Raw genomic sequence first — 3,262 nt, forward strand, 5'->3', positions numbered from 1 at the left:
AATCTAGTCGGGTCGGACTGGCGAAACAGTTTCGCGGATCCGCATGACGGTCTGGCGGCTTACACTGAAACGCTTCGCCAGAGGCGCCACCTTCTGGCCGGCCTGCAGGGCGGTTTGAATTTCGGCGCGCTGCGAGGAGGAGAGGGCGGTTGGCCTTCCGAGCTTCCTTCCCTCTGACTTCGCGCGACGCAGACCGGCATTGGTTCGCTCGATAAGAAGATCGCGCTCGAATTGCGCGACAGCGTTGATGACGTTCATCGTCATCTTGCCGGCCGAGCTCGCCAGGTCGACGCCCCCCAGAGCAAGGCAGTGAACCCGGATTCCAATTTCCTCGAGCTTGTGCACGGTCGTACTCACGTCGATCGTATTGCGGCCGAGCCGATCGAGCTTCGTGACAATGAGAACGTCGCCGGGCTCGAGCCTGTCCATCAGCCTGGTGAAGCCTTGGCGCTGTGCGATCGCTACGCTGCCCGACACCGTTTCCGAAATGATCCGATGTGGCTCGATGCGAAAGCCTGCGGCCTCAATTTCCTGCACCTGGTTGTCGGTGGTCTGGCCGTCGGTCGAGACTCGGACATAAGCAAAGGTTCGGGACATCATATTTTCGTCCAAAAAGGGTAGGGCGAGAATCGGACATGTCCGGAACTTGCGCAAGCTATTTTCTGGACAGAGACGGGGAAGGGTGTCCGAAATCGCTCGTTTTTGGACACCTGCCTCAGTTTGCGGCGATTGAGTACGGGAATCGCCGCAAATTGTGCGGAGATAGAAGGGGCCGGAGCTGTTATGACCACTTTCGCAGAAGTGGTCATAACAGCTCCGGCCCCTGAGACTCGTGGAGATATCTGCTCGCTTGGGCATCGGGATTTGCAGCTGCAAATTCTCCACTGCGATTTAACCGCGGTTAAATCCCATTGCTCCGCGGGTCTCAGCTGAAACCTTGGTGATGGCTTGCTCGCATGAGCGATCAGATTTGCAGCTGCAAATTCTCGGCTGCTATTGACAGCGGATCACTCAGTTTTTCGATGGCGTGCCGTCAGGAGTGAAACCCCAAACACCATGGAATTACACAAGTTATTGAAATATCGAGTGAAATTAGGGATTGCTAATCTCGAACTGGCATCGGAGCCGCCAGGACAGGAGTTTTGATCCGACGCCGGTGTTGAAGCTATTCCTGCCATGGGCGCCAGCTACGTGGCTCGTAGCTGAAATGAACCCGCTCGATCGAGACAGGCTATTTGGTCTCGCGATTTTTGCCGATGACGCGGAGATCGGGAACTTCAGTCTCGCCGAGCTAGCTGCGCTCACCGGGCCCGGAAATCTCCGCGTCGAGATTGATCCGCACTGGCAGGCTCAGAAGACGCTAAGCCAGTATGCCGCCGAGCGGTCGGCCTAGTGGATTGAATCGGACGCATGGTACCCGCCAGTGACCGTCGTCACAGTTCGGGAAGAGCCGTGCGGCCCTGTCCGTTTGCAGACGTTCGGAAGGTCGCGGGAGGGCCGATTGTGTTGAAGAAGTCGGTGTTGCTGGGAGGATGAGGTTCTGATTCAGTCGTCCTTGTGGAGGGCGGTGCGATGATGGGCGAGCGGACGGTTGGCAAGAGGCACTGTTCTACGAGTTCAGTCTTGAGCGGCACGTCCCTGGGCATCATCTGCTGCGCGCCATTGACCGCTTCGTCGATCTGTCCGGTATTCGTGGGCATTTGCGTCCGTTCTACAGCGACACCGGCCGGCCCTCGATCGATCCCGAGCTGATGATCCGGATGCTGATCGTCGGCTACTGCTTCGGCATCCGCTCGGAGCGCAGGCTCTGCGACGAAGTCCATCTGAACCTCGCCTATCGCTGGTTTCTTTAGGCGGGCATGTGTCAACTCCGTTTTTGATGATGCGCGGATTGGGAGCGCCCGGACGAGTTCAGGCTTCTTTGCGTGCTCGACGCTGGCTGCGTCGGCGGACAGGATGGGTTGAGAAGGATCGAACGGCCTAGCTTTGCCTCGCGATTGGACCGGCGTATGCCGAACCATCGCAACCAACGATGCGGGCTCGTCCGACCCTCGCACCCTCCCGGGCGCTCTTCTCCGCCTCGGCGACGGAACTATGAAGGTCGATCGCTACATGAGTCGCCCCACTACGCGGCGGTCGACCCGGGCGTCGCTGACCAACGGAACTCGGTGCCATCGGTCCACATGCGATGCATGATGACGGCGAGCCGGCGTGCGAGAGCAACCTTCGCGACCTTCACGCTGCCTCGCTTCGCCAGCCGCATCGCCCACGACCTCAGGGCCGACCAGGGACCGTGGTGGAAGAGAACGTGGGCTGCCTGGTACAACGCGGTTCGGACCATCTCGTCGCCGCACCGGCTGATGCGACCGTCGAAGTCGGTTTGTCCGGAGCTATAACGTCTCGGGGTCAGGCCAAAATGCGCGCCGACGTCTCTTCATCTCGAGAACCGCTCGGGAGCGTCGACACCGGTGCGATAGGTCAGCGCCACGACCACCCCGACACCGGGTATCGTCATCAGCCGGCGGCAGACCGGATCTCGTCGCGCCAACTGCCGGCACATGCGGTCCAGCTCCTCGAAAGCCYCGATCATCGTTTGGCGGACGCGCAGCATAGGCTTCGTGATCGAGAGCAGGATTGGATGATCGGCGACGAGTTCCAGGACGCGCTCCTCGAAGGCTCTCCGCGTGACGATCCCGATGCGAAGCCCGAACACCTTCAGCGAGCCGCGGATTGCGTTCTCGATATCGTGCGATTTACTCAAAAGCTGCTGGCGACTGACGAGCGCCATGCGCACTTGCTGTGCCTCGTCGCTTTTGATGTGGACCTGCCTGAACCATCCAAGGCGGAGAAGATGGGCGATCCCGCGTGCGTCGTTGCGGTCGGTCTTGTTCCTCATTGCACTCAGGCCTGCCTTCACATGGCGGCATTCGAGGCAGATCGCGGGATACCCGGCCTCGCGCAGCGCGCTGTGAAGCCATGATGATGTTGGGCCCGCTTCCAGGCCGACCCGCTTGAAAGGATGGCCGAACCTCGCCAGCAAATCAGCGATGACCGCTGGCTCGGCTTCGATCTTCCGTTCGAGCAGGACATCGCCTGTGTCGTTGACGATACAGACGTTCACGGTATCCAGGGACTCATCCAGGCCAGCGAAATAGTCCATCACCCTCTCCATGGCAGGTGTTGTGGGTCAAACCGCGCAACGCACTCTGGTCCTGGCGCGACCGCCCGCCTACTCCATCTTTGCCGGCTCGGGCTTGAGGGC

General features: G+C 60.1%; 2 protein-coding genes and 2 pseudogenes. 2 read left to right on the forward strand and 2 right to left on the reverse strand.

Annotation, left to right across the window (positions count from 1 at the left end; genetic code table 11):
• Positions 1-3: 3 nt before the first annotated feature.
• Positions 4-597, reverse strand: a complete 594-nt coding sequence (locus AC1DVA_RS27115; protein WP_476807949.1) for a recombinase family protein — start codon at positions 595-597, stop codon at positions 4-6.
• A 502-nt stretch (positions 598-1,099) separates the two neighbouring features.
• On the opposite strand from AC1DVA_RS27115, the gene AC1DVA_RS27120 reads away from it, so the two are divergent.
• Positions 1,100-1,393 (forward strand): DUF2958 domain-containing protein, encoded by a 294-nt coding sequence (locus tag AC1DVA_RS27120; RefSeq protein ID WP_476807950.1) that lies wholly within the window; start codon positions 1,100-1,102, stop codon positions 1,391-1,393.
• A gap of 179 nt (positions 1,394-1,572) precedes the next feature.
• Positions 1,573-1,847, forward strand: a pseudogene (locus AC1DVA_RS27125) (transposase); the annotation flags it as partial.
• A 278-nt stretch (positions 1,848-2,125) separates the two neighbouring features.
• Here AC1DVA_RS27125 and AC1DVA_RS27130 read toward each other — a convergent pair.
• Positions 2,126-3,160 (reverse strand): annotated as a pseudogene (locus tag AC1DVA_RS27130) (IS110 family RNA-guided transposase).
• Positions 3,161-3,262: the final 102 nt, after the last annotated feature.

This window comes from Allobosea sp. P4_C6 (genome assembly GCF_056402015.1).